The 24,619-nt window shown below is 39.3% G+C and carries 25 protein-coding genes; all 25 read right to left on the bottom strand.

Features of this window, described 5'->3' with window-relative positions; translation table 11 throughout:
• Nucleotides 1-4: 4 nt before the first annotated feature.
• Nucleotides 5-778: an SDR family NAD(P)-dependent oxidoreductase gene (locus KJK34_RS06675; RefSeq protein ID WP_223053079.1), complete on the bottom strand. Its 774-nt coding sequence runs from the start codon at nucleotides 776-778 to the stop codon at nucleotides 5-7.
• Nucleotides 775-1,833, bottom strand: coding sequence for a ketoacyl-ACP synthase III (locus KJK34_RS06670; protein WP_223053078.1), 1,059 nt, complete (start codon nucleotides 1,831-1,833; stop codon nucleotides 775-777). The genes KJK34_RS06675 and KJK34_RS06670 overlap by 4 nt, the downstream gene beginning before the upstream one ends.
• A gap of 9 nt (nucleotides 1,834-1,842) precedes the next feature.
• The gene (locus KJK34_RS06665) at nucleotides 1,843-2,067 is read right to left on the bottom strand and encodes an acyl carrier protein (protein WP_223053077.1); all 225 of its coding nucleotides are present in this window, start codon (nucleotides 2,065-2,067) and stop codon (nucleotides 1,843-1,845) included.
• 13 nt (nucleotides 2,068-2,080) lie between these two features.
• Nucleotides 2,081-2,698: a sugar transferase gene (locus KJK34_RS06660; protein ID WP_223053211.1), complete on the bottom strand. Its 618-nt coding sequence runs from the start codon at nucleotides 2,696-2,698 to the stop codon at nucleotides 2,081-2,083.
• 2 nt (nucleotides 2,699-2,700) lie between these two features.
• Nucleotides 2,701-3,819: a glycosyltransferase family 4 protein gene (locus KJK34_RS06655; RefSeq protein ID WP_223053076.1), complete on the bottom strand. Its 1,119-nt coding sequence runs from the start codon at nucleotides 3,817-3,819 to the stop codon at nucleotides 2,701-2,703.
• 98 nt (nucleotides 3,820-3,917) lie between these two features.
• Nucleotides 3,918-5,015 carry an acyltransferase family protein gene (locus KJK34_RS06650; RefSeq protein WP_223053075.1) on the bottom strand — a complete coding sequence of 366 codons (1,098 nt, stop codon included), beginning with the start codon at nucleotides 5,013-5,015 and terminating at the stop codon, nucleotides 3,918-3,920.
• Between the two features lie 11 nt (nucleotides 5,016-5,026).
• On the bottom strand, nucleotides 5,027-6,196 hold the full coding sequence (locus KJK34_RS06645) for a glycosyltransferase family 4 protein (protein WP_223053074.1): 1,170 nt from the start codon (nucleotides 6,194-6,196) through the stop codon (nucleotides 5,027-5,029).
• A gap of 4 nt (nucleotides 6,197-6,200) precedes the next feature.
• Nucleotides 6,201-7,307: a glycosyltransferase gene (locus KJK34_RS06640; RefSeq protein WP_223053073.1), complete on the bottom strand. Its 1,107-nt coding sequence runs from the start codon at nucleotides 7,305-7,307 to the stop codon at nucleotides 6,201-6,203.
• A gap of 5 nt (nucleotides 7,308-7,312) precedes the next feature.
• Complete coding sequence (locus KJK34_RS06635) at nucleotides 7,313-8,470, bottom strand: glycosyltransferase family 4 protein (protein ID WP_223053072.1); 1,158 nt, start codon at nucleotides 8,468-8,470, stop codon at nucleotides 7,313-7,315.
• The gene (locus KJK34_RS06630) at nucleotides 8,463-9,599 is read right to left on the bottom strand and encodes a polysaccharide (de)acetylase (RefSeq protein WP_223053071.1); all 1,137 of its coding nucleotides are present in this window, start codon (nucleotides 9,597-9,599) and stop codon (nucleotides 8,463-8,465) included. The genes KJK34_RS06635 and KJK34_RS06630 overlap by 8 nt, the downstream gene beginning before the upstream one ends.
• Nucleotides 9,599-10,711 carry a polysaccharide (de)acetylase gene (locus KJK34_RS06625; protein ID WP_223053070.1) on the bottom strand — a complete coding sequence of 371 codons (1,113 nt, stop codon included), beginning with the start codon at nucleotides 10,709-10,711 and terminating at the stop codon, nucleotides 9,599-9,601. Before KJK34_RS06625 ends, KJK34_RS06630 begins: the two co-directional genes overlap by 1 nt.
• 10 nt (nucleotides 10,712-10,721) lie before the next feature.
• Nucleotides 10,722-12,017, bottom strand: a complete 1,296-nt coding sequence (locus KJK34_RS06620; protein ID WP_223053069.1) for a hypothetical protein — start codon at nucleotides 12,015-12,017, stop codon at nucleotides 10,722-10,724.
• A 10-nt stretch (nucleotides 12,018-12,027) separates the two neighbouring features.
• Nucleotides 12,028-13,188, bottom strand: a complete 1,161-nt coding sequence (locus KJK34_RS06615) for a glycosyltransferase family protein (protein WP_223053068.1) — start codon at nucleotides 13,186-13,188, stop codon at nucleotides 12,028-12,030.
• A gap of 4 nt (nucleotides 13,189-13,192) precedes the next feature.
• A complete protein-coding gene (gene murB, locus KJK34_RS06610) occupies nucleotides 13,193-14,050 on the bottom strand; it encodes a UDP-N-acetylmuramate dehydrogenase (RefSeq protein ID WP_223053067.1) in 858 nt (285 codons plus the stop codon).
• A 13-nt stretch (nucleotides 14,051-14,063) separates the two neighbouring features.
• Nucleotides 14,064-14,924, bottom strand: a complete 861-nt coding sequence (locus KJK34_RS06605; RefSeq protein ID WP_223053066.1) for a sulfotransferase family protein — start codon at nucleotides 14,922-14,924, stop codon at nucleotides 14,064-14,066.
• A 4-nt stretch (nucleotides 14,925-14,928) separates the two neighbouring features.
• On the bottom strand, nucleotides 14,929-15,441 hold the full coding sequence (locus KJK34_RS06600) for a serine O-acetyltransferase (RefSeq protein WP_223053065.1): 513 nt from the start codon (nucleotides 15,439-15,441) through the stop codon (nucleotides 14,929-14,931).
• A gap of 7 nt (nucleotides 15,442-15,448) precedes the next feature.
• Nucleotides 15,449-16,678, bottom strand: coding sequence for a UDP-N-acetylglucosamine 1-carboxyvinyltransferase (locus KJK34_RS06595; protein WP_236937602.1), 1,230 nt, complete (start codon nucleotides 16,676-16,678; stop codon nucleotides 15,449-15,451).
• A 4-nt stretch (nucleotides 16,679-16,682) separates the two neighbouring features.
• Nucleotides 16,683-18,128: a lipopolysaccharide biosynthesis protein gene (locus KJK34_RS06590; protein ID WP_223053064.1), complete on the bottom strand. Its 1,446-nt coding sequence runs from the start codon at nucleotides 18,126-18,128 to the stop codon at nucleotides 16,683-16,685.
• A 2-nt stretch (nucleotides 18,129-18,130) separates the two neighbouring features.
• The gene (locus KJK34_RS06585) at nucleotides 18,131-19,390 is read right to left on the bottom strand and encodes a sulfate adenylyltransferase subunit 1 (RefSeq protein ID WP_223053063.1); all 1,260 of its coding nucleotides are present in this window, start codon (nucleotides 19,388-19,390) and stop codon (nucleotides 18,131-18,133) included.
• Nucleotides 19,391-19,438: 48 nt separating this feature from the next.
• On the bottom strand, nucleotides 19,439-20,344 hold the full coding sequence (gene cysD, locus KJK34_RS06580; protein WP_223053062.1) for a sulfate adenylyltransferase subunit CysD: 906 nt from the start codon (nucleotides 20,342-20,344) through the stop codon (nucleotides 19,439-19,441).
• 4 nt (nucleotides 20,345-20,348) lie between these two features.
• Nucleotides 20,349-20,942, bottom strand: coding sequence for an adenylyl-sulfate kinase (gene cysC / locus KJK34_RS06575; RefSeq protein ID WP_223053061.1), 594 nt, complete (start codon nucleotides 20,940-20,942; stop codon nucleotides 20,349-20,351).
• Nucleotides 20,932-21,366, bottom strand: a complete 435-nt coding sequence (locus KJK34_RS06570) for a DUF2061 domain-containing protein (RefSeq protein ID WP_223053060.1) — start codon at nucleotides 21,364-21,366, stop codon at nucleotides 20,932-20,934. Before KJK34_RS06570 ends, cysC begins: the two co-directional genes overlap by 11 nt.
• A complete protein-coding gene (cysQ, locus tag KJK34_RS06565; RefSeq protein WP_223053059.1) occupies nucleotides 21,363-22,157 on the bottom strand; it encodes a 3'(2'),5'-bisphosphate nucleotidase CysQ in 795 nt (264 codons plus the stop codon). The genes KJK34_RS06570 and cysQ overlap by 4 nt, the downstream gene beginning before the upstream one ends.
• A gap of 14 nt (nucleotides 22,158-22,171) precedes the next feature.
• On the bottom strand, nucleotides 22,172-23,179 hold the full coding sequence (locus KJK34_RS06560) for an NAD-dependent epimerase (protein ID WP_223053058.1): 1,008 nt from the start codon (nucleotides 23,177-23,179) through the stop codon (nucleotides 22,172-22,174).
• A gap of 33 nt (nucleotides 23,180-23,212) precedes the next feature.
• Nucleotides 23,213-24,604, bottom strand: a complete 1,392-nt coding sequence (locus KJK34_RS06555) for a UDP-glucose 6-dehydrogenase (RefSeq protein ID WP_223053057.1) — start codon at nucleotides 24,602-24,604, stop codon at nucleotides 23,213-23,215.
• Between the last annotated feature and the right edge of the window lie 15 nt (nucleotides 24,605-24,619).

Here is a 24,619-nt window from a genome sequence, read left to right as displayed (position 1 = left end):
TTTGCTATTTTGCTGTGTAACCGCCATCTATTATAATGTCGGTTCCGGTAATCCAGCGCGAGGCATCAGAAAGTAAGAAAGCAGCACCGTTAGCTATATCTTCGGGTTTGCCAAGCCCAAGCGGGTGCAGCCCGGTTACGAACTGCAGCTTTTGCTCATCCTTACTATATTCTGAAGACATAGACATAGGCGTTACCACTACACCCGGCGATATGGTATTGAAACGGATGTTTTTTGAGGCATACTCTACAGCCAGCGACTTTGCCCCGGCAATAAGAGCACCTTTGCTCATGCCATATAACGATTTGCCCATTTCGCCCACAGTGCCCATTACAGAGGCTACAAACACCACGCTGGCACCATCAGGACTACTGTTAGAAGCTTTACATATTGCTTTTGTTAAGCTCATGGCTGCAATAACATTTGTATTAAAAACTTCCTGCATTTTAGCTTCGGTTGTAGCGCGGAGCGGCATGGTTGGCGATACGCCTGCACAGTTAACAAGCCCGCTGAATGCACCTTTTTGCGCAACAGCCTGCTTTATTGCATCGGCAACAAGCCCTGAGTCGTTTATATCAAGATCAAAAATTAAATGGCGCTGTGGCTCATCAGTATGATCAAGTGTTTCCTGTAACCTTTCGCGGTTCCTGCCAAAAAGCACCAGTGTGGCGCCAAGTTTACTGCAGGTTATTGCTATCTGCCTGCCAATACCGGATGATGCACCGGTAACTGCTATAACTTTACCATTAAGCTGAAAAGCTTTTACTGCTTCGTTCATATTTCTACTATATCGCTAACATGGCAGTTATTGGTTTTTATTAGTGCAGATGCCCATGACATGCCCACACCAAAGCCGCACAAGAACAGCTCTTTTTCGCCCTGAAGCCTGCCCTGCAGCTCTGATACTATTGTGAGCGGTATGGAAACCGACGAGGTATTGCCAAACTTACCTACGGATGCAGGTACTTTTTCGGCATCCAGCTTTAATTTTTTCTGTAAATATTCGTTCATGTAGCTGTTTGCTTGGTGGAAAACAAAAAAGTCAGGCCTGCTCATATCCGCTTCGGCATAAGCAAAAGTTTTCTTTATGTCCTTCGGCACTTCTGCCAATACAAAATTAAACACATCGGCACCGTTCATGTAGCCGTGCTCATCCGTACGGATGTTGCCATGCTCATCAACTACTTTTTCTTTAAGTGTTTCGGGTGTGCTGGGATTCCTGTAGCCCCCGGCATCCATTTTTATAAGTGAAGAACGTGAGCCGTCAGAATTCAACGAGAACCAGCTTTTGCCAAAGGCTTCGTCTTTCTCTATAAGGGCAGCAATACCGCCGTCTCCAAACAAAAAGGCAGTTTTCCTGTCTTTAGGGCTGTAAACACGCGAACGGGTTTCGCCATCTAAAAGCAGTGCCTTGCGTATGCCCTGCTGCTGCACAAAATTATAAACAATGGATAGCCCGTAAACAAACCCTGAGCAACCCAGGTTAACATCAAAAGCTATGGTGTTTTTACCGAGCCCCAGCCTGTCCTGCAATATAATTGATGTTGCGGGCATGCGGTAATCTGCCGTTTGCGATACAAACACCAAAAGGTCTATTTCGCTCCTGTCTATCTGCATATCTTCGATAAGCTTTTCGGCAGCATGATAACAAAGGTCTGACGCACATGTATCTTCATCCGCAAACCTTCTTTCATAAATACCCACTTTATCTACAATATCCTTTACATCTTCGGCAGGAAAATAACGGGTATATTCATAGTTATTTATAACTGTTTTGGGCACTGCCGCGGCAATTCCTTTTATCCCGATATTTTTAAACTCCAGTAAAGCCATAGTTTATTATTATTGTTTAGCGGCAACAGCGTTATATAAATCTTCTACTGTTACCAGTTTTGCAAATTCAGCATCTTCTATCTGTACATCAAACTCACTGTCTAAAACAGCTATAAGCGATAGCCTGCTTAACGAATCCCATGTATCATAATCCCTGAAGTTATCACTAAAGTTCACTTCCTGATCTTCCATTTCAAGGGCTTCTTTAAGAGCATCAATAAATTTTTCTTCCATGATTGGTATGTTTTTAAGTATTATTTTCTTTAGTCCCTGTAAAAGGTATTGTTGTTGCCACGCCCTGCGTGTTAATGTCACTGCGCTTTATAACCTTAAGCACTGTTAAATATATAATTTTTAAATCTAACGCAAAAGAGAGGTTGTCCACATAATATACATCATATTCAAATTTCTGCTCCCATGATATGGCATTCCTACCGTTTACCTGTGCCCATCCGGTAATGCCGGGCTTTACCTCATGGCGGCGCGCCTGCCTTGCATTATACAGGGGCAGGTATTTAACAAGCAGCGGCCTTGGGCCAACAAGGCTCATATCTCCCTTAACCACATTTATAAGCTGCGGAAGCTCGTCTAAAGAGGTGGTACGGATAAATTTGCCTACTTTGGTAAGCCTTACCTCATCCGGCAACAGGTTGCCGTTAGCATCTTTCCTGTCGTTCATGGTTTTGAATTTTATTACCCTGAACACCTTGCCATGCTTACCCGGACGGTCCTGGAAGAAAAATATACTGCCCTGGTTAAAAATGGCTAGCAGTATTATAAGCACCAGTAAAACAGGCGATGCCAAAAGCAGTACCGCAAAGGCTATCAAAAAATCTGAAAGTGGTTTTAAAAATCCCGCGTATATCATTATAGAAACTTTTTATATATTGAAGCCATAACAGCGAGTGAATTTGTTACCTCAAAATTTTCCGCTATTGCTGCAGACTCTTTACCAAAATCTTTTCTAAGCTGTTTGTTAGTATAAAGTTCTTTTAAATATTTAATAAATTCTGATTCATTTTGCTGTGCAAATAAATACCCGTTTACACCGTGCCTTATAATTTCCTTATGGCCTCTGTCAACAGTGGCTAAAATAGGTAATTCGCACATCATTTCTTCTACAAGGTTAAGCCCCAGCCCTTCCTGCCTGCTCGAAGAAACCCCTATGTCTGCCATTTTAAATATTTCATCAATATCATTCCTGAATCCCATAAATAAAATGACAGATCCTAAATTCTTTTCGCGCACAAATGCTTCCATCTTCTCACTTAAAACCCCTCTTCCGCAAAAAAGTAGTTTCAGATCAGGAAATTCTTCTTTATGCTTTGAAATAGCTTCAATTAAAAACTGATGGTTTTTTCTGTGTATAAACTCCGCAGCATAAACCGCTATAACATCTTCGGGTTTAAACCCTTTGTTTGCTCTTAATCTTGTTTTTTCATCATTCTCTACCGGGAAAAACTTATTCTTTGAAACACCAATTCCGGGAATAAGGAAATATTCAGTTTTTTTGCTCCCTTTTTCTTTTATCCTGTTATAGTCTTCGCTATTAATTGTTATAATAGCGTCAGCTTGTGCACTTGCAAGAATTTCTACAGGATAGTATGTAAGCCAGTTTATTAAAGAGGCACCTTTATAAAAATGGAAACCATGGGCGGTATATAAAACCTTAGTCCCTTTTTTTCTTGCATCTTTTGCTGCTAACCTGGTTACAATACTTGCCATTGGTGTATGGCAGTGAACCATTGCATATTTTTCGCTGTCAATTATCGCTTTTAATTTCTTGTATGCCTTTATATGGCCTGCTGAAAAAGGGCTTCTGATAAAAGGAACGTTCCATTGTTTATCAACATACGGCACCTTTTCGTCTCCTTCGCAAGCTACATGGGTTTCATATCCCTGCTCCTGAAACCATTGCAGGTAAGGTAAATGAAACCTTAGCAAATGTTTTGCTATAGAAGCAGTAAAAAGTACCTTTTTTTTCATAGAGCAAACTTAGTTAAAAAAAACAGTGCAGCTACAACCTGCATTTTATAAAAATGTAAATAGAGTGGGCATATTGCTGCTCTATTAAATGTATGCTATTATCTGCTGAATATCCTGCCTACTCTTGCAAACTTTTCTTTAAATGGAATACGCAGCCTTTTCTTGTAGAATAATGTTTCAAAATACCTGTATGAAAGATGAGATACAAAAAGTGTAACTGCAATTATGATTATATTGTTGATTACGATTAGTAAACCCTCTCCAAAATATTTTGCTAAATTAAACTGCTTAACAGCATAAAGATAAAATGTTGTTACAATCATATGGTACATGTAAATACCGTATGATATTTCGCCCAAGTAGTTTAATTTCAACTTATCGAGCACTATAATTGGATAATAAGCTAACGAAACAATAAGCAGGTTCGAAATAATTAAATTTGCCATGTGGGTGTACCTGACATCGCGAAAAACAAAAATATCTGTGAAAAATGATGCGAGAAATAATACAATTAGTACTATCCTCAGCAATTTGCTTTTCATAAAATTCAATTTACCTTCTTCGGCAAGTATTGCAAAAAGGCCTGCAAGTATAAAATAAAAATAAAAGTTTTCGTACCTGTAAAATGCCTTGTAAACAAATAATATACTTATTAAAATAACTAACAATATGGATAGTGCCAGCTTAATATTTTTTCTGAATATCAAAAAAATCAGTGGAAATAATAAATAGAATTGCTCTTCTATACCTATAGACCAGGTTATATTTAAAATTCCCCCCACTTTGTGCATGTCATTGAACACATTAGGAAGAAAAAAAACATAATACAGCAAAAGCTCTTTAACACTATAATCTAATTGATACCCAACACCTAACAACGGTATTAAAACTTGCTGTATAAAAAGCCCCAGCACAATAACAAGATAGTAAACCGGCCAAAGCCTGCCTATACGCCTCCCAAAGAACTTTTTCAGGTCAATTGTTTCCGTTCGCTTGTATTCTAAATATAAATTGCGGATAATCAAAAATCCTGATAATGAAAAAAAGTAAAATACGGCAACTCCCCCTTTGTGGATAAATGATATATCGTCAAACTCAGGTACGCCTATTCTTCTACTCGTAATAGGCAAATGATAAATTACAACGGTAATTGCTAAAAAAAAGCGTAAAAAATATAGATTAGGTAATTTGTGCATTAAGTAGTTCTTTATTCAATATTGTTATCTTTTAAAAATTTCATATAAAAATTCAGCCTTTGGCTGGTTAGCTTTTCAGCGGTGAAGTTATGCGCCCTTTCAAAATTGTTTGTAGCCCACTTTTCCAAAGGAAGATTATCATAATCAGACAGCAAACTTACTAATTTTTTTATGTCACCTGCCTTATACAATGCATCAGGGTCTACAAGCTCAGGATTCCCTGCAATATTGGTAGCCAGTACAGGGCACGCCCTGCTTATTGCCTCAATTACAGAACGGGGTAAGCCCTCCTGCTTGCTGGGCTGTATGTATAGCGAAAGCGAATCAAGAAAGTCAAATACTTTATCATGCGGTAATGAGCCCAGAATTTCTACCTGATCATTAAGTTCATATTTATCAATCAGGTTTTGTAATAAATCAGGTTTTCCCTGCCCAACAATTTTATAGATATAATTGGTTTTGCCCTTTTGTTTTAATAAATACAAGGCTTTAATAACATCTGCCTGTCCTTTATAAGGCACATCAATGGCTGCAACTGTGCCTAATGTAATAACAGGCTCTTCTAAAGTTTGCTTTACAAGGCGTTTTTCAAGGATAGAATCATCAAAATGTTTTAAAATTACATCCGAACAACCTATAGATTTACCTTTTGTAGGGTATCTTCCCTGTAAAAAATCTTTAGTTACATATAAAACATGTTCTGAATCTTTTATATGCTGTTTATATTTCCACATTTTATAATGTGCAATAAGTTTACCCCTCCAGTCATAATTCCAGAGCGCATCAAATACACAGGCAACAACCTCAACAAAAACAGGCTTATTATATTTACGTGCATATTTTTGAGCAATAACACCATTTGCGCTTGGCAGGCGCAATAGTATTATATCATGTTCTGCTACAGCTTTTTCAATAATCTTTTCAGCCTCACCTTTTTTAAATCTGGACTGAATAGACTTGTAATCAGGAACTTCAATAGCGTTAAAAGCAGGATGTGATATTCGTGAATATTTTTCACCTTCTGAATCCGGAATGGTCTTATACCTCATAAGGAAGCTTACAACATCTCCAAAAAAACTATACCTTTCTACAATTTCATCTTTATAGTGAACACCATAAAACACTGTCTTATCAAGATTGCATAGCATAGGGCCATCGTGAACAAATAAAACTTTTCTCATACTACTAACCTGATAATTTATCTTTAAAATTTTTAAACTGGATACCCGAATCAAAATTACTTACAGCATATTCCTTAAAAATATATGCAGTACTGTCGTTCCTTAATTCAGTAAATTTTTGTGCTGTAGCCGCTACATCATAAGGGTCTATAAGGCAATGGCGGCCTTCCTGTGGCAGGCATTCTGCAATTGCCGCAATATCAGATGTAAGTACCGGCAGGCCTGTAACCATAGCCTCTATTAAGGCATTGGGCTGCCCTTCTGTAACCGAAGGGAAGAAATACATATCAAAAGCCTTGAGATACTCCGGTATATTGCTTTTATAACCTAACACCCGGACATTATCACTTATTTTTATTTTTTCGATGTATGGTAATAGCTTATCCGTATCATTACCTATCAGTACAAAAAATATATTACTATCCGCATCAATAAGCCTTTTGGCTACATCAAGCAAAAAATAATGGTTTTTTGCCTCGGTAAAACGTCCGGTATGGCCTATTATAAACTTATCAGCAGGTAAGTTCAGCTTCTGCCTAAGCTGCTCTTTACTTTCAGGTGCAGGGCTTATATATTCTTCAAGCTCAATTCCGTTCTTAATAACTTCAAAACGTTTGTCGGCAGGGTATTCATTTTTAAAAAAGAACTTTAAGCCCGTAGCCGAATTAGCAAAAATATTCGTACTGTATTTATATACCAGCCTGTTTAAAAAGTTTGAATAAGCAATCCTGAACTTTGTGGGGTTAACAAAAAGGTGGCTGCTTTGCCTGTAAAATGTAATGCGTTTTTTAACACCCGCCAGCTTGCTGAGCATCATGGTTTGCCCTGCAAAGTTAGCATTAAAATCGCATACAACATCAAAGGCATTTTCTTTAAAGAAGCGGTAATACCACATCATTTTAGAGGGATTGAAGTTACCCAGCGGCTGAAAAACCATGCGGGCACCCGTTTTTTGATATGCCTCTAACAGTTCATCTTTATTAGTATTGCGCACTAAAACGGTAACATCCATACTATTATTAAGGTATTTAAGGAACCTCAACAAGTATGTTTCGATACCTCCAGATTTAACCGTAGGTATTATAAAGCATATTTTTAATTTGTGAGACATTGCCGCTATTTTGCTGATATGTAATAGTTGATAAGCGTATTAATTTTATCCTGCATCAGGAAGTTGTCAATTTTGTGCTGACGGGATTTTGTACCCATTTCCAGCCTTAAGCCATCATTTGTTAACAACGTTTCCAGCTTGTTGGCAAGCTCTTTAAAATCCCCCACAGGGAAAAGCATTCCGGTTTCGTTATTTACAATGACTTCAGGAATACCCCCAACATCAGATCCTATTGCGGGCACGCCTGCAAAACCTGCCTCTATTATAGAATTAGAAAGGCTTTCTGACCGTGAAGGCTGTACAAAAATGTCCATTGCAGGTAAAACCTCGGGTACATTATTAATAATACCAAAGTTAATTACCTTGTCCTGAAGGCCATATTTTTTTATGCTGTCCATTAATTGGTTGGTTATCTCCGCACCTTCCATAAGCCCGATAAGGCAAAGCTTAAACGGCTTGTTTATGCCTTTTTTTGTAAGCTCATTAACTGCATCAATTAATATATCTACACCTTTTGTTTTAGAGGCGAAAGCGATACAGCAGATATATAACGTATCATTACTAAAGCCGAGTTTTTCACGCGACTCTTCTTTACTGAAAGGATTTGTCTTACCACCATTGTGCAAGACCTCAAATTTGTGAGCATGTGACGGATAAAAAGCCGTGTACTGCTTGTTTACCGCATTAGATACAGCAAAAAAACGTGTGTTGAACTTATTTATCAGTGCCCTGTAAATGCGCGTAGATTTTTTAAGCTGGCTTATGTTATCCGCCTCTTTTATGTTTTCGTCAACCAACATGAGCCTTATCGTGTTCCAACGGTGCTTACAACCAAGCATGTAACCAAATATGCCGGGCCACAAAGGCTGAAAATGTGAATGTATTATGGCTGGTTTATGCAGCTTCATCACTTTATAGAACACCTTAAAAAATTCTTTAGGCTTTAGTGCGTTGGCAACATATAACTCTATATTATTTTCTTTTAGCTGTTGCAGATACTCTTCAGACTTTGGTTTAAGATTGTACATTACAACAATCTTTATTCCCTTAGGTGCAGCAGCTTTGGCAAGGTCAAGTATGTACCTTTCCAACCCACCGAACTTTTTTGAGTCATAGCCCATAACATGAACAACCGTTTTCACTGCTTCTTTTCTATCAGCCATTTTTCTTTGCATTTATAATTTGCGCAAGCTCGTTAGACGACATAAACTCTACGTCAGGCCATTTCTTTACAATACCGGCAAGCAATTCATTCAGTAACGCTATATTCTTTGTACGGTTAGCCTCATCTATATATCCAATAAAATTTAACCTGTGCGCAGAAAGTATAGCCGGTTTTTTATTATCAAATGCCGTCTGTATCCTGTTAAGGCAGTCTGATACAGTATCTGTTGCCTGTTCTAAAGAGGGTTCAAAAAAGGCATTCCTTACCAGGTAAACCTGTCCATGCTTATTATGCTTACCTGTATAGTTAAGCTTTTTACCGTGTTTCTCTCCAATTTTTGGTTCTTTTTGTATGGGTAATCCCTGTAGTGAAGTAATGCCGTTTTCGCTTAGCAGTTTTTCTATTTCACTGTTCCAGAAATATCCGGTGGCGATAAAAGACTCCGCCCTGTAACCAAGCTGCTCCTCAAATAAATTAAGCCCGACAGGTATTGCTTTAAACATGGCTTGCCTCTGTGCTTCATCATACGGATAAAAAGCAGTATTGTATATTTTTGACTTTTGCAGAAAACCATCTTTAGAAAGGTTAAAACAGCCTAAATCAAAAGCTAATCTTAATTTCGGGTTTTTGCCCTCTTTAAGTTCATTGAGCCAAAGCAGCGGATTAAGGTGTTCACGCCCGTGAAACTGCGGCACAAAAATTTTATTGGCTATCCCCTGCTGCCACAAAGCAAAAGCATTTTTATGCTCAGGGTACTTCTCAAGGGTTTTTGTAAACGGTTCGTAAAAATACTCCTCAAATCCCGATTCTTTTATTTTTTCGAACTCAGGGTTAGCTACATTTGTATTAGCTGTTATTACAGGAGAATTGCCATTTTTGTCTTTATATTTTGACAGCGTTTCAAAAAGGATTTCGAAGTCGCTTGTACTTGCAAGCGAATCATATTTAGAATAAGGGTTTTTATCTACATCTATACCACTTTTAAGCAATTTGTTGTAAGCATCTTTAGACGGCATAGAAATACCCCCCCAGTCATCGCTTTCTATAACAATAATCCTGCGATTGGTTTTCCAACCCTGCAGGTTTACCAGCTTTTGCCCAATATATGATTTAATACCCTGTATCATTATTTTTTTCCGCTGATAGTTAAGCCCAATTCTGTTGATGTCATAAACTCTACATCAGGCCATTTTTTTACTATGGTATCCAGTAGCTGCTTCAGCTGCTTAAGGCTGTTATCGCGATTGGCTGTATCCAGTCCGCCAATAAAATTTACCCTGTGCGAGCTTATAACAGCAGGCTTTTTCCATTTAAAAGCAAGCTCAATTTCTGCAAGGCAGGAATCTATCTCATTTTTCCCGGAACCTGACGGCTCAAAGAAGGCATTCCTGGTTATATAGATTTGCCCGTATTTGTTCTTTTTGCCGAGATACCTGAAGTTCTTTTTTGATTTACCTTCACCAAGTACTTCTTTCTGGATTTTTGAAGTTGACATAAACTGTATGCCTTTTGAAGCTGCAACAGGCTCAAGAGCGTTGTTGAAAGGGCCGTTTGGCGGTACAAAGAAGTTTGCCCTGCGCCCGTGTTGCTTTTCGAACAGGTCAAGCCCGTCGCTCACAATTGATTTCTGCAACTCTATATCATCGGCAAATTCAAGGTCAAATGCAGCCTGAAAGCCTATTTTGCCATGCTTGCGTTTGTATCCCCACACACCTTTGTCAAATGCCAGCAGCGCTTCTTTATCATCCTGCTGCAAAGCTCGCATCCATGCGGCAACATTAAGGTGTTCGCGCCCGTGAAATTCAGGCACAAATATGCCCGCATTATAACCTTCCTGCCAAAGCCTGAAAGCATCCTGTTTATTATATCTTTCTAATGTAGTAGTAAAAGGTTCATAAAAGTACTGCTGGTAGCCCGACGCTTTTATCTTTTCAAAATCAGGATTAGCTGTCAGGCTAATCGCTGTTATTTTTGCTCCAGAGTTATTTTTATCTTTTACGGAAGTTAATACTTCATACAGCATTGACAAATCTTCTGCAGAGGCAAGGGTGTCATATTTATTATACCTGCCACCTGCGCCTTCTTCTACATTTAAACCGGCAGTTTTTAATGAGTGATATGCTTCAGCCGAAGACATACGCACACTGCCCCAGTCGTCGCTCTCAAAAATCACTATTTTTCGTTTGCTTGACCAGCCCGGTATATTCGAAATATTTTTAATAATTGTAGAAACTGCCATGAAAATTGATTTAAAGAAATTGCCCTATAAACTCTCTTATTGATACATTTAAAGAATCGGCAAACCAGCCTACAAACGGTAAACCGAGAACGAAAATACTTGTGCGTATTAAAAAGTCTGCAACAAAATATACAATTTTAGGAACAAAAATTAATATGCAAACCCACTTAAATAAGTTTATTAACCGAGGATTAAGTTTACTGTAATCATACCCCCCCCTTATTGCCATCATACAGGCTGCAGCTAATATATAGATAACTGCATTACCCATAGTTCGGCTGTAAAAAGCATAGGAGAACGAAGCAAAGTTGGCAAAGGTTGCTAAAAGAAGGCCTGCGGTAAACACAGCAGCTTCGGCACTCGTCATTTTAGACCTGAAAAAACCCCCTAAAATTATAAAAAGGGCAAATGCGTGCCCGCCATAATATACAGCATCTGTTTTACCATACCTGGTGTACCATACAGAATTGTCTGTTTTCATCCTCTCCATAATCGGGTCTATAGCCTCACCATACTGGTTTTGCCTGTAATAAGAGTGAATTTTTTTATCTGCAAGAGAACTTTCTCCGGCTAACTTTTCTGTTATACTACCGCTTAATGTTATAAAGAAAGAAGAAAAATAAAGCACTGACATAAATATTGTTGGTATGCGCTTTGCAAATAACGACAGTACAACGGGCAGCGCAATAACAAAATAAGCAAAGTGTATAAGAGGTGCGGCAAGTATGAGTATTATATATTTACGTTGCTTAGTCTGGGCATAGCCCAAAACACCGTTAAACATTACCCACATCCCCGTCCAGGTGCGAACCGTTTGGAAACTGGTAACACTCCGGTGTATTATAAACAGTATTATTATAAAAACTACTGAAATGGCAATTTTTTTGTTCTTGTCCCAAACAAGTATTTTTGAAAGTGCATTGGCATAAAAATAACCATATATTGCTGCAACTACCGGAAAAAACAAAAACTTTACGCCTAATATACTGCTTATTATAAAGGAAAGAAAGTGTACATATACATCATTTGGGGAGTCCGGGAGCGGGTTTAGTTCGATTATATGCTTTAACCAAAGTAAAAAGGTTGATAGCGACATGCCTTCATATAAATCGAGCATCTCCATATAAACAGCAGCATCGGCTTCTTCACCATACTGCATTAACGAACCATAAATTATAAAGAATAATACGATCAGGACCTTCTTATTATCCCACGACAAGTACTTTAGGCCCGAAAAAAGGCCTATCAGCGGTGAAAAAAATAACAGGATTATTGATAATCCTTTTGCTTGTTTTTCGTGTATCAATCCTAAACTTTTATTTACCCAATATAAATTTAAATAAATATTGCAAATTACTGGTAATTAAACTCATACGCGGCTTCCTGTTTTGCAAAGCATACTTATATACCGCATTATATTTTGGCAGGATAGATTCTGTTCCAAAAAAATCTTTAAATATTGTAAGGGTTTCGTCTTTAGCCTGCGCATACTTTTCCTTACTTTCTATAAGTTGTTCAATATTACTAATATTATAAGACAACGAATAATCATCTGCCCTGTTACGTTCAGAAAAATTAGTATTCAGATAATTCTGAAAGTTCCTGCTGTTTACCAGCATCGGGTAATCTGCATTCTGAACCGGTGTGAGCGATGGTATGCCTAATGATGTTGCCTCCATAAAGCTGCGGCCTGTGCCTACAACAAAATCGGCAAGATACAAAAAGTCTGAACCTTTAACAGCCCTATCATCCGTTATATATGTAACAGGAACGTTTTTATCCTCTCCTGCCTTTACCAGCTTTTCAAATCTTTCCCTGTCCTGTATCCTGCCTATAACAATTAATTCTACAGGATATTTTTCTGATAGCTTTGCAACCAGGTTAAAAGTATCCAGAAGGGTTTTTTCATAAGCACCACCAAGCCTGCTGATGCGGACAAAGGTAATTTTATCCTGCTTTTTTTGTTCTTTTCTTGATGACTCATCTATGAATTCAAGTTTTTGAACCCTATTGGGTATCAAAAAAATATCTTCCTTGTTGTAATTAGGATTTTTAGTGAACCATTCCTTATTTTCAGGGCTGAATACCACTATACTGTCAGCATGCTGATAGTTAGATTTTAATGGGTTTTTACCTCCGCATTTATTAAATACTACCGGTACATTAAACAGCGAGGGTACCGGCAAAATCCTGTTTAGTGACTGCGAATCAAAACAGTGAACTATATCAGGATTAAATTCTTTTACTACTTTTTTTAGCTCGTTCTTAACCTTAAATAACCCGGATAATGATTTAGCTGCTTGTATATGCCCGCCAAAATGCTTGTTTTGCGCTAAAACAGGACTGGTGGCACTGCCAAATGTCAAAATTTTGGTATTATGTTCTTTCGCAACTTCATTACAAACCTGGTTAAGGGAATTATAATGCCCCCCTACACCATTGCCCCCGTCATTAGATGCTAAAAAAAGTATATTCATAATATTATATTATTCGTTGCTCTATTTCAAGGTCAACGTTAAAACGCTCTTTTACTTTTTGCTGCACATGCTTTATAATGCCTATGATATCCTGCCCTGTAGCGTTATCTACATTTACTATAAAGCCTCCATGTTTTTTAGATACTTCGGCACCGCCTATCCTGTATCCTTTTAGCTGTAGTTCATCTATCATTGGTCCTACATAATGCCCGGGTGGCCTTTTAAATACACTACCTGCATTAGGAAATTCTTTAGGCTGCTTTGCCCATCTTGCTTCCTTTACGGTTTCCATCTTGTTTTTAATTTCTTTCGCATTGCCGGGTTGCAGCCCAAGCCAAGCCTTAAGCACTATTTTGCCTCCTTCTTTCTGGAAGATACTGTTCCTGTACTGGTAGCCGATATCATCTTTCAGGATTTCTTTAACGGTCATATCTTTCAGGTCCAGATACCTTACTTTTAAAAGTATATCCTTAATTTCCTCTCCACTGGCCCCTGCATTCATAACAACAGCCCCACCGATAGAACTTGGTATATCAAAAAATATTTCGGCACCGCTTAACGACTTTTCCAATGCAAATTCGCTTAGCTGCAAAGTACTTGCTCCCGCCTCACAGGTTATAACACCAGGCTCTTCAAGAAGTACAGAAGAGTAGGTTTCGCCCACAATTATAAAATCCTTATCATAATAGTCACTTGCCAGTATAATATTATAGCCACCTCCGATAATGATTTTGTCCTCCTCTCCATTCTTAAAAATTTTAACAAAATCATCTTCGTTTTCAGGAAAATAGGCAGTACGGCATTTAGCCTTTATGCGATAGCTGTTATAGTTGGTAAGATCAAAATTATGTTCTGTCCTCACGATAGCGGTATTTTTAGTTTTGATTAATTTTTGCGTGAAAATCTTTTTTCACTTTATCAAAGAAAGCAATATCATTTTTAAGTTCCTGCTCAAGCTTAGCCTGCATGGCATCATCAATTTTTGGTGGCCTCATTTCTTTCCTGAACATATTGAGTATTCGCCTTGAAACACGTATAAGCCCAAGTTTATGCAATGCTGCAGAGAAAAGTACTACAGTATGGTTTGTAGGTATTTTTGCCGGGTTACGCCTTAAAACTTCATAATTAAGTTCTTTAAGGTCATTAACCTTTTCAGCACCTAAAAACTCTAAAACAATGTTTATTGAGGGCAAGGTATTTTTTACAAGCGAATCAAAATCGAGTATAAGCAGGTTTTGCGACGGCAATAGCTTTGCAATTTCTTCAAACTGCTGGTGATACCTGCTGCGCTCCAGGTATGAGTAGTGCTTAAAATGATGGTATGATTTTTTTATCAGTTTAGGCTCCATCTTAATGGCATCTTCAAACTTCCTGTATTCCCTCCCCATGCTGTACTGGTGCCAGTAGAGTGAATAAGAACGCTCTATAGGGTGCCTTAACACAAAAATAAGCTTGGTATCCGGGTTATGCTCTATAATACGCTTAACACTACCGGGGTTAAAATTACAGTCGGCAGATGTTTGCCCAATAATTTTACCCTGCTCCTTATCTTTCATAACACCGTTAAAAAGGCTCATATACCACTCTTTGCCACGAGGGTAAATACGGTCATCATCAAAATATGCATGATCCATATTCCGGTCTATAATCTTTATCTGCGGATGGTTTTCTAAAAGATTATGAAGAAAGGTAGTTCCACTCTTCATAGCGCCTCCTAATATAAAATCTGGTACCATATTATTATATTGTTTTTGCCGGGATACCCACAGCTGTTGAGTTATCTGGAACGTCTTTAAGCACAAGGCTGAAAGCGCCTATTTTAGCATTTTCGCCAACAGTAATGCCCCCAATAATTTGTGCGGCACTATATATTTTTACATTGCTTTTAATGTGAGGATAGGCTTTCTCTACAGCACCCTTACTGCCAAGAGTAACATTTTGCCATATCATAACATTATCACCTACCACAGAGCCTACCCCTATAACAATACCGGTTGGATGCGGAAAGCTTACTTTTTTACCGATAACCGCATCATAGGATATATCACAGGCATATTTTGTTAACTGCTTTTTTTTAAGAAACAGTATTAGTATATTGTTTACAATATTACGCCTGCGTGCAAGATAATAACCCAGCCTGTAATTAAGCGTAAGCCTGAAGGATACATTAAAGAAAAATGTAAGCATTTTACGAGGAACGCTTTTACCCCCGCAATGCTCTAAATCTTTATTTATAATGCCTAAGAGTCCCAAAATACAATTACTTTAAGTTCTCTAATTTTTGCGCAAGGTTTTCATAACCCCTGTATATTTGCCAGTCGTCTTCAATTGTTATCTGCTCATCAGATGTCATTCCCGCAAGCAGCAGTGCAATGCCTGCCCTTAAATCTAAAGCTCTTACTGTACCTCCTTTTATAGGGTTACCACCGTCTATAACAAGCATATCACCTTCTACGCGGGAGTTTACACCCAGCTTGTTAAGCTCTTCTGCATAGGCATACCTACCCGGAAAGCGTAAATCCACTATCTTTGTTTCTCCTTTGCTCATAGCTCCGTAAACAGCAAAAAGCGGCTGCATATCAGAGTTAATACCCGGATAAGGGCCTGTACTTATTTCTACAGGGTAAGGAGTTCCGCCTTTTACAATAAGGCTTGTGGTACCCCTGTAAAACTTCATACCGCTTTCCCTTAGGTAAACCAAAGGTACTTCAAGGTGCTCATACGGAAAGTTTTCTATTTCAACCTCACCATTTGTAATAACAGAGCCTATTGCCCATGTTAGTGCTTCCATATTATCGGGTATAACAGCATGCTTAACGCCTGTTAGCTGCTCTACACCTTCTATCTCTATACACTTTTGCCCGTAAACATTTATCTTTGCTCCCATTTTGCCAAGCATATCAATAAGGTCCATAATCTCAGGCCTTATGTGCGGGTTATACAGAACCGTTTTACCTTCGGCAAGTGATGCTGCAATTATGGTATTTTCTGTAGCGCCGGTACTGCGAAGGGGCAAATGGATTTCATTACCTTTAAGCCTGCCCGTTTTGGCTTTTGCACATAGGTAATCGCCCTCTTCCCAAACTTCTGCACCAAGCCTTTCAAGCAGCATTACGTGCAGGTCATACTTTCTTTCACCAAGCTTACAGCCACCCGGCAATGGCACTTTCCCCTCGCCATATCTTGCTGTTAGTGCGCCTAATATTAAAAGGGTGTTGCGTATAGATCTTTCATCCCATACCAACTGGGTTTTTATTTTTTCGTCACCAACACTTATTGAAACCGTATCGGCGGCAGATGTTACTTTTTTACCTAACGCTTCCAGCATCCTAAGGTGTATTTCTACATCAAGCAAACCATTAGGAAAATTGGTAAGAAACACCGTTTCTTCTGTTAATAAAGAGGCTGCAAGAAGACGCAGCGAACTGTTCTTCGCCCCACTTACTTTTACAAGTCCGTTTAATCGTGTTTTAGATATAGATAATGCCATAATATTAGCGTTTTAATTTTAAAATTCTCTTTTTTACCATGTTATAACCTTCTATAACCATGGCAAAACTTTCATGCTTTATGATTTTTAAATATGCAAGGTCAAATATTATAAATAATCCTGCTAAAATCCATGAATCCACATAATCATTTACAAAATGGTAAAGTACCACAAACACTGCCAGCATAACATTTGGCACAATAAAACCCTTTAACTGCTTATAAAAGCTTAAATGTAAAGACCTGTGTACAATATAAGTATATACAAAAAATACTATGGTGTTTGCCACCACCACAGCTATTGCAAATTCTACTATACCAAACAAAGAGCCCATAAGTATGGGCGATAGCCTTAAAAGCCTTTGTGCAAGGCCCATTTTAAACTTTAGCCTTGAGTAACCCTTTGCCAGTACAGCCTGTGCCATTATGCCGATATGCGGACTTGTTAACGTAGTGAACAGTAATATCTGGAAAAAGATAATACTGGGTGCCCACTTTTCGCCCAAAAGCCCGATAATAATTTTATCTGAAAGCAGGTATATTGGTGCTACAAGCAAGGCAATTAAGCCCGTTACCGTATTGAATGCCTTAAAATAAGCACGTTCAAATGCCTGAATGTTTTGTTGTAATGCACTAAATGCAGGAAACATAACCTTGCGAAGGCTGGTACTTGTATAGGTATCTATCTGAGCTTTTAATGATTCCGCCCGAGAATAGAAACCTAAAGTAGCGGTAGAAAATGCCTTACCAATAAATATAGTATCTATCTTGTTGAATATCTGCCTTAAAACCTGATCAAAAAACACATAGCTCGAATAACCTAACAGAGCCTTGACTTCTTTAAATGAAAATTCAAACTTTGGCCTCCATCCTGTGGCATACCATAATAAAAAGGTTGACATTACCGCTGCTGTTATTTGCTGTACAACAAGGCTGTAAACCCCAAAATCCATAAATGCCGCGGCAACACCCACTATACCACCTGCCACCGTGGCAAAAATATTACGCATTGTTAAACTGCGAAAATCCATATTTTTGGTAAGTATGGTAGATTGTATCCTGCCAAGCGCCGCAATGGGCGGTATAAATGCAAGATAAAATAATACCGACCCTACCTGTGGCTCCTCATAGAATTCAGCAATATAAGGAGAAAAGAACATTATAAGTAGCGAGAGCAGTATGCTTATCCCGAGGTTAACATAAAATATTGAGGAATAAGCTATATCTTTTACATCGCGCTGTTGTATAAGCCCACTCGTAAAACCAATATCAATAAAAACCTCTGTTATACCAACAAAGACTAAAGACATCCCGATAACACCAAATTCTTCGGGAGAAAGAAGCCTTGCCAGTATTATTGATATAATCAGCGAGGCAAACTGCCTGAAAAAACTTCCCGCTAAATCCCAGACAAGGGCTACTTTGGTTCTACTTGCTACTTCTTTGCTCATAATTACCCGACAACCATGCCGGCAGCTACAGTTTCATTGGTACCTTCGTCAATTAAAATAATACTACCGGTATTGCGGTTATCCCTATACGGGTCAAGCATAATATTTTGTGCAGCCCTTATTTTGATACGGGCAATATCATTCATGTTAAGATTTTTATCTTCAGAGTTACGCTCGTAGGTATTAATGTCTATTTTATAAACAACCTCTTTTATAATGGCGCGCTGCTCGTTAGATGTGTGCATTAACGTATATTTTGCTCCCGGCCTTGCAGGCTGGTTGTTTAGCCAGCACATCATTACATCAAACTCCTGCAGCATTTCCGGCTGATTGTTTTTCTTAACAATCATATTACCCCTGCTGATATCTATATCATCTTCAAGAGTCATAGCTATCGACATAGGCGCATAAGCCTCCTCAATTTCCTTTTCTCCTGTGTTTATAGATTTTATCTTTGATGTAAATCCTGAAGGAAGTACTACAACCTCATCACCCACTCGGTATATACCGCTGCTAATCCTGCCTGCATAGCCCCTGTAATCTATAAAGCCTTCACGTTGTGGCCTAATAACGGTTTGCACGGCAAAACGGGCGTCTATTTTATTGATATCGCTGCTTATGTGCAATGTTTCAAGCTCGTGCAGTAAAGGCGAACCCTGGTACCACGCCATTGACTCTGAACGGTTAACAACGTTATCGCCCAGTAATGCGCTTATTGGTATAAAACGTACATCCTGCACATCAAGCTTAGAAGAAAACTCTTCAAACTGTACTACAATATCATTAAAGGCCTGCTCTGCAAAGCCTACAAGGTCCATTTTGTTTACACAAACAATTAGGTGTGGTATCTGCAAAAGAGAAGCTATAAAGGCGTGCCTTTTTGTCTGCTCTATAACTCCATGCCTCGCATCTATAAGTATAATTGCGGCATTGGCTGTAGAGGCTCCGGTAACCATGTTACGGGTATATTGTATATGGCCCGGAGTATCGGCAATAATGAATTTTCTTTTGGGGGTAGTAAAATACCTGTAAGCAACATCTATGGTTATACCCTGCTCCCTTTCGTCCCTAAGTCCGTCTGTAAATAAAGCAAGGTCCACGGTCTCCATACCTTTTCGCTTACTTGTGGCCTCTATGGCCTGAAGCTGGTCTTCAAAAATAGATTTAGAATCATATAATAAACGGCCTATCAGGGTACTTTTTCCGTCATCTACACTTCCGGCCGTGGTAAATCGTAATAATTGGTTGTTATTTATCTGCATTTTACTGTGCTTTAATGTTTAGGCAAATACTTTTTCTAAAAAAGGATATTAAAAATAACCTTCCCTCTTCCTGTCTTCCATAGAAGATTCTGAGCGCTTGTCGTCAGAACGGTTGCCCCTTTCGGTATGCCTCATGGTAGCAACTTCATCAACAATTTTCTCCAGCGTATCAGCATCAGACTCTATACCACCTGTAATGGTTATATCTCCCAGTGTCCTGAAACGTATCCTTTTGGTTACAATTTCTTCCCTGCCGTCAAGTTTAAGGAATTCAGATTTCGGTATCCACGAATCATTACGCCAAACTACTTCCCTGTCATGTGCAAAATATAATGAAGGGATAGCAATGTTTTCACGTTTAATGTAGTTCCACACGTCCATTTCAGTCCAGTTGCTTATCGGGAATGCACGGAAGTGCTCTCCCTGAAAATGTTTACCGTTAAGTAGGTTCCAAAGCTCAGGCCTTTGGTTTTTCGGGTCCCATTGCCCAAACTCATCCCTGTGCGAGAAGAACCTTTCTTTAGCACGTGCTTTCTCTTCATCCCTGCGGCCTCCGCCAATAGCACAATCAATTTTATTGCTTTCTATAGCGTCAAGCAGTGCGGTAATCTGGAGTACGTTGCGGCTTGCATTCTTGCCGCGCTCTTCCATAACCCTGCCTTTATCTATAGCTTCCTGTACAGAACCAACTAAAAGTTTAACTCCAAGCTCTTTTACCAGGTTATCCCTAAACTCCATTGTTTCAGGAAAGTTATGGCCTGTATCTACGTGCAAAAGTGCAAAAGGTATCTTGGCCGGGTAAAAGGCTTTTTTTGCCAGATGGGTAACAACTATAGAATCTTTACCACCCGAAAAAAGGATTACGGGGTTTTGAAATTGCGCCCATACCTCCCTCAGGATATATATGGCTTCAGATTCCAATTCATCTAAATAATTTAGATAGTATTTACTCATAACTTTAAAGTTCTAATTTGTGCTTTACAAAAGTAAGTACTTTTTGTATTGCTGTTTCTATACTTTCTTTCTCAGTTTCAATCAGTACATCAGGGTTTGCAGGCTTTTCATAAGGTGCATCTATCCCTGTAAAGTGCTTTATTTCTCCGGCCCTTGCTTTTTTATACAGGCCTTTTACATCTCTGCGTTCGCATTCCTGCAGGCTGGTATCTACAAAAACCTCTACAAAATTCTCTGTGCCCACAATATCTTTAACCAAATCCCTGTCTTTTTGCAGCGGCGATACAAACGCCCCTATTGTTACCAACCCTGCATCTGTAAAAAGCTTGGCAATCTCTGCAATGCGCCTCAGGTTCTCATAACGGCTTTCCTCATCAAAGCCAAGGCCTTTGCTTATCCCGAAACGGATATTATCGCCATCAAGCGTATAGGTTTGTATGCCTGTATTAAAAAGCTCCTCCTCTACCCGGTTGGCAATGGTAGATTTACCGGAACCCGAAAGCCCTGTAAACCATATAACAAAAGAGCGGTGCCTGTTCTTTTGGTTCCGTTTTTGCCTGCAAATGCTGTAATCCTGTGCTATGATGTTATTGCTCATCTTTTGTGCGTTGGGGTAAACCGAAATTTATTCTGTACCATACACGTTCGTGCAGGTAGTATAAAGCTATTTTTGTTATCACTTCTGTAAGACCTACCTTCATTCCTACAACCGGGCTTCCTGATATTAACCATGCCAGCAGCATAGTATCTATAGTACCGAAAAACCGCCATGTTACGGCTTTTGCCAAATGCCTTTTCCTGCTTTCGAGCAACTTACCGTTCTTGGTAAGGTTAACCCTGAACCATATACGCTCGTGCAGGTAGTACAGCACCATCTTTGTAAGAACTTCAGCAAGGCCAACCTTTAGCCCTATCATTGGGTCGCCCGAAATTATCCAGGCGAGCACCATAGTATCTATTGTACCCAGTATGCGCCAGGTAACCGCTTTGGCTATATGCCTTTTGTGCGAGTTACCACTCATACAGAAACAAGGAAGTACGGGTTTAACAGGTTCTCCCTGTTATAAACCATTTCCTGTTTTGTGTCATTATTAATTACCGAAAGCCCTACTGCCTTGCATATTGCATGCCCCGCAGCTGTATCCCACTCCATTGTAGGGGCAAAACGCGGATAAACATCTGCATTGCCTTCTGCCACAAGGCAGAATTTAAGCGAGCTTCCTTTAGAAACTATATCAATTTCTTTATCTGTACCTTTTTTAAGGCTTTCTATAAATGCTTCGGTTTCCTCACTCATATGAGAACGGCTGCCCACAACACGAAGTTTGGCTTTATCTTCTGCAGGTTTTATTTCTGTAGCCGAAGCAAGTATATTCTCAATACCTGTGTTTTCATCTGCAACTACAAACTTAAATGCCTTGTTTTCTGCCGTATCTGCATAGTAAAGCGTATTGAGTGCCGGAACATAAATAACCCCGAACTGCGGCACGCCATTAGTAACCAATGCTATATTTACAGTAAATTCATCATTCTTTTTAATGAATTCTTTTGTACCGTCAAGCGGATCTACTATCCAGCAGGTTTCCCAGTTTTTACGTTGAGAGTAAGGCAGGAGCTTGTTCTCTTCGCTTATAACCGGTATATCGGTTTGAGACAGATATTGCATAATAACAGCATTTGCAGCACTGTCGGCCTCTGTAAGCGGAGATTTGTCTTCTTTATATTCTACGCTAAAGTCTTTAGTGTAAATCTGCATTATAGCCTTACCACCTTCAATGGCGGCAGTTATTGCTGTTTTATATATCTGCTTCATTTATTTGTTTTAAATTATATGTTATAGTACTGCCTGTACCACTCAACAAAGTTCTTTACTCCTGTACTGATAGGCGTAGCAGGCTTATAATCAAAATCTTTTTCAAGCCCTGATGTGTCTGCCCATGTTTTTTCAACATCGCCCGGCTGCATTGGCAGGTAATCTTTTACGGCTTCCTTACCTGTAACTTTTTCTATTTCAGATATAAAATCCATCAGCTTAACAGGCTGGCTGTTACCAATGTTATACAACTGGTATAGCGGAGCGCCCTGCACATCTTTAAGCAAGGTTGCCACAACGCCCTCTACTATATCATCTATATAAGTAAAATCGCGCGAAAGGTTTCCGTTGTTAAATACTTTAATAGGCTTGTTATTAAATATCGCATCTGTAAACAGGAACATAGCCATATCCGGCCTGCCCCACGGCCCATATACTGTAAAGAACCTTAGCCCTATGGTGTGTATGCCGAACAAGTGGCTGTATGTATGCGCCATCAGCTCATTGCTCTTCTTGGTCGCGGCATAAAGGCTTACCGGGTTATCTACACTGTCTTCGGTAGAAAAAGGTATCTTTTCATTAAGCCCGTAAACGCTTGAGCTACTTGCATAAACCAGCCTCTTCACGTTGTAGTTACGGCATGCTTCAAGTATATTGATGAAACCTGTAATGTTACTGTCTATGTAAGCAAAAGGATTCTCGATACTGTAGCGTACCCCGGCCTGTGCGGCAAGGTTGCAAACCGAATCAAACTTTTCGTTTTCAAACAGGTTGAATAAAGCGTCCTTATCTTCCAGGTTCAGCTTTATAAACTTAAGCCTGCTACCATGCAGCGTGCTTTCTGTAACAGCATTATAATCTGTAGAAGTAATGCCAAGTTCTTTTAAGCGGGCATACTTAAGCTTAACATCATAATAGTCATTAATACTGTCAAGCCCCACGATGGTGTGGCCCAGTGAAAGTAAGCTGTTGCAAAGATGAAACCCTATAAAGCCTGCGGCACCGGTAACAAGTATCTTCATATCCTAATGTTTAACAGTTAAACCCATAAAGCGCTACTTACCAATTTCCTGGTAGATAAAGCCTATTTCGTTCATTTTTTTACCATCCAGCAAGTTCCTGCCATCAAAAACAAAGGCAGGCTTTTTCATGTTTTCGTATATCTTTTGCCAGTCGTAATCCTTAAACTCATCCCACTCTGTAAGCACTGCAATTGCATGGGCATCATTACAAGCCTCATAAGGATCAGTAAATGTTTTAACACCTTTGGTATTATCCTCTGCACTTCTTGAGCCTAAGTAATTAAGGTCTGCATAAATAGTATCGTCTTCAACCTTAGGGTCATAAACAGCAATCTCAGCCTGTTCGTTCAGCAAGTCATTAGCAACATAAATTGCGGCTGACTCCCTGGTGTCGTTTGTATCTTTTTTGAAAGCCCAGCCTAAGAACGCTATCTTTTTACCTGAAACCGTATTGTAAAGTGTTTTTACAATATTAGAGGCAAAGCGCCTTTTCTGGTGGTCGTTCATTATAATAACCTGTTCCCAGTAATCGGCAACTTCAGTAAGCCCGTATGACTTGGCAATATAAACCAGGTTAAGAATATCTTTCTGGAAGCAAGAGCCTCCGAAACCAACTGATGCCTTAAGAAATTTTGGCCCGATGCGCGAGTCCATACCTATGGCCCTTGCTACTTCGGTTACATCAGCACCTGTTTTTTCACAAAGCTCTGACATTGCATTTATAGAAGAAACACGCTGTGCCAAAAACGCATTTGCTGTTAGCTTACTAAGCTCTGAAGACCAAACGTTGGTAGTAAGTATCTTTTCTTTAGGTATCCAGTTGGCATATACATCAACAAGTGCCTGAATGGCTTTCTGCCCATCCTCATCAGTATCTCCGCCTATAAGCACCCTGTCAGGATGCATAAGGTCTTCTACTGCTGTGCCTTCCGCCAAAAATTCAGGATTGCTAAGTATTTCAAACTTAACGCCATTACCGGTATTCTCAAGGATATCTTTAATAGCCTGTGCCGTCCTTACCGGCAGGGTAGATTTTTCTACCACAATTTTATCATTCTTTGCCACAGCGGCAATCTGCCTTGCGCAAAGCTCAATATATTTTAAATCTGCCGCCTGTCCTTTGCCCAAACCATACGTTTTGGTAGGAGTGTTTACCGATATAAATATCATCTCGGCTTCCTCAATAGCCTTTTCCACATCTGTAGAGAAGAAAAGGTTCCTGCCGCGTGCAGAGGCTACAACATCCGCAAGACCCGGCTCATAAACCGGCAGGTTATCAAGGTTTTCATCGTTCCAGTCGGCAATACGCTGCTTATTAAGGTCTACAATAGTTACCTTAATGTCAGGACATTTATGGGCAATAACTGCCATTGTTGGCCCGCCCACATATCCTGCACCTATACAGCAAATATTCTTTATCTTCATTTAATACTCCTTTCT

Origin of the sequence: Flavobacterium coralii (assembly GCF_019891545.1) — a bacterium.
Classification (GTDB): domain Bacteria; phylum Bacteroidota; class Bacteroidia; order Flavobacteriales; family Flavobacteriaceae; genus Flavobacterium; species Flavobacterium coralii.
The sequence above is the reverse complement of the archived record's forward strand: the minus strand, read 5'-3'. Positions and strand labels throughout refer to the sequence as shown.

Excerpts from the sequence above, each read along its gene's own strand:
- KJK34_RS06675 (WP_223053079.1), bottom strand. The coding sequence starts at position 778 with ATGAACGAAGCAGTAAAAGCTTTTCAGCTTAATGGTAAAGTTATAGCA.
- KJK34_RS06670 (WP_223053078.1), bottom strand. The coding sequence starts at position 1,833 with ATGGCTTTACTGGAGTTTAAAAATATCGGGATAAAAGGAATTGCCGCG.
- KJK34_RS06665 (WP_223053077.1), bottom strand. The coding sequence starts at position 2,067 with ATGGAAGAAAAATTTATTGATGCTCTTAAAGAAGCCCTTGAAATGGAA.
- KJK34_RS06655 (WP_223053076.1), bottom strand. The coding sequence starts at position 3,819 with ATGAAAAAAAAGGTACTTTTTACTGCTTCTATAGCAAAACATTTGCTA.
- KJK34_RS06650 (WP_223053075.1), bottom strand. The coding sequence starts at position 5,015 with ATGCACAAATTACCTAATCTATATTTTTTACGCTTTTTTTTAGCAATT.
- KJK34_RS06645 (WP_223053074.1), bottom strand. The coding sequence starts at position 6,196 with ATGAGAAAAGTTTTATTTGTTCACGATGGCCCTATGCTATGCAATCTT.
- KJK34_RS06640 (WP_223053073.1), bottom strand. The coding sequence starts at position 7,307 with ATGTCTCACAAATTAAAAATATGCTTTATAATACCTACGGTTAAATCT.
- KJK34_RS06635 (WP_223053072.1), bottom strand. The coding sequence starts at position 8,470 with ATGGCTGATAGAAAAGAAGCAGTGAAAACGGTTGTTCATGTTATGGGC.
- KJK34_RS06630 (WP_223053071.1), bottom strand. The coding sequence starts at position 9,599 with ATGATACAGGGTATTAAATCATATATTGGGCAAAAGCTGGTAAACCTG.
- KJK34_RS06625 (WP_223053070.1), bottom strand. The coding sequence starts at position 10,711 with ATGGCAGTTTCTACAATTATTAAAAATATTTCGAATATACCGGGCTGG.
- KJK34_RS06615 (WP_223053068.1), bottom strand. The coding sequence starts at position 13,188 with ATGAATATACTTTTTTTAGCATCTAATGACGGGGGCAATGGTGTAGGG.
- KJK34_RS06605 (WP_223053066.1), bottom strand. The coding sequence starts at position 14,924 with ATGGTACCAGATTTTATATTAGGAGGCGCTATGAAGAGTGGAACTACC.
- KJK34_RS06595 (WP_236937602.1), bottom strand. The coding sequence starts at position 16,678 with ATGGCATTATCTATATCTAAAACACGATTAAACGGACTTGTAAAAGTA.
- KJK34_RS06590 (WP_223053064.1), bottom strand. The coding sequence starts at position 18,128 with ATGAGCAAAGAAGTAGCAAGTAGAACCAAAGTAGCCCTTGTCTGGGAT.
- KJK34_RS06585 (WP_223053063.1), bottom strand. The coding sequence starts at position 19,390 with ATGCAGATAAATAACAACCAATTATTACGATTTACCACGGCCGGAAGT.
- cysD (WP_223053062.1), bottom strand. The coding sequence starts at position 20,344 with ATGAGTAAATACTATCTAAATTATTTAGATGAATTGGAATCTGAAGCC.
- cysC (WP_223053061.1), bottom strand. The coding sequence starts at position 20,942 with ATGAGCAATAACATCATAGCACAGGATTACAGCATTTGCAGGCAAAAA.
- KJK34_RS06570 (WP_223053060.1), bottom strand. The coding sequence starts at position 21,366 with ATGAGTGGTAACTCGCACAAAAGGCATATAGCCAAAGCGGTTACCTGG.
- cysQ (WP_223053059.1), bottom strand. The coding sequence starts at position 22,157 with ATGAAGCAGATATATAAAACAGCAATAACTGCCGCCATTGAAGGTGGT.
- KJK34_RS06560 (WP_223053058.1), bottom strand. The coding sequence starts at position 23,179 with ATGAAGATACTTGTTACCGGTGCCGCAGGCTTTATAGGGTTTCATCTT.
- KJK34_RS06555 (WP_223053057.1), bottom strand. The coding sequence starts at position 24,604 with ATGAAGATAAAGAATATTTGCTGTATAGGTGCAGGATATGTGGGCGGG.